This window comes from Parazoarcus sp. PS-13 R2A (genome assembly GCF_057621855.1).
Map to the genome: position 1 here is coordinate 1 of NZ_JBYEXN010000060.1, position 617 is coordinate 617.

Genomic DNA, 617 nt, shown 5'->3' on the forward strand with positions numbered 1-617 from the left:
CTGGAGGCCGAGAACGCGCGACTCAAGAAGATGCTGGCCGAGCGGGATCTGGAGATCGACGTGATGAAGGAGATCACGGCAAAAAAATGGTGAGCACCTGCGCGCGCCGAGCGCAGGTGCTTTACGCAGTGAAGCGAGGCATTTCGCAGCGTCGAGCGTGCGCATTGTTGTGCGTGTCGCGCTCGGCACTTGGCTATGCGTCGCGGCTCGATGAGCGTGATCGTCCGCTGATCGGCGAGATGCGGCGATTGGCAGCGCAGTACCCGCGCTACGGCTACCGACGCATCCGCATCTTTCTTCGTCGCGCCGGGCACCGGCTGAGCATCGGCCGCACCTGGCGGCTGTGGCACAAAGCGGGCTTGCAGGTACCGCGCAAGCGACCGCGCCGCCGGGTGGCCAGTCAGCGCGATCAGGTCGAGCGCGCATCGGAGGCGAACGGGATTTGGGCTTACGACTTCGTGTTCGATACCTGCGCCAACGGCCAGCAGCTCAAGTGCCTAACGGTCATCGACGAGCACACCCGCGAGGCGCTGGCGATCGACGTCGCGGGCAGCATCCGCTCGGAGCGCGTCATCGAGGTCTTGAGCCGCTTGATCAGCGAGCGAGGAGCGCCGAAG

General features: G+C 65.3%; 1 pseudogene. It reads left to right on the forward strand.

Features of this window, described 5'->3' with window-relative positions:
- A pseudogene (locus tag AC22G6_RS21815) lies at positions 1-617 on the forward strand (DDE-type integrase/transposase/recombinase); the annotation flags it as partial.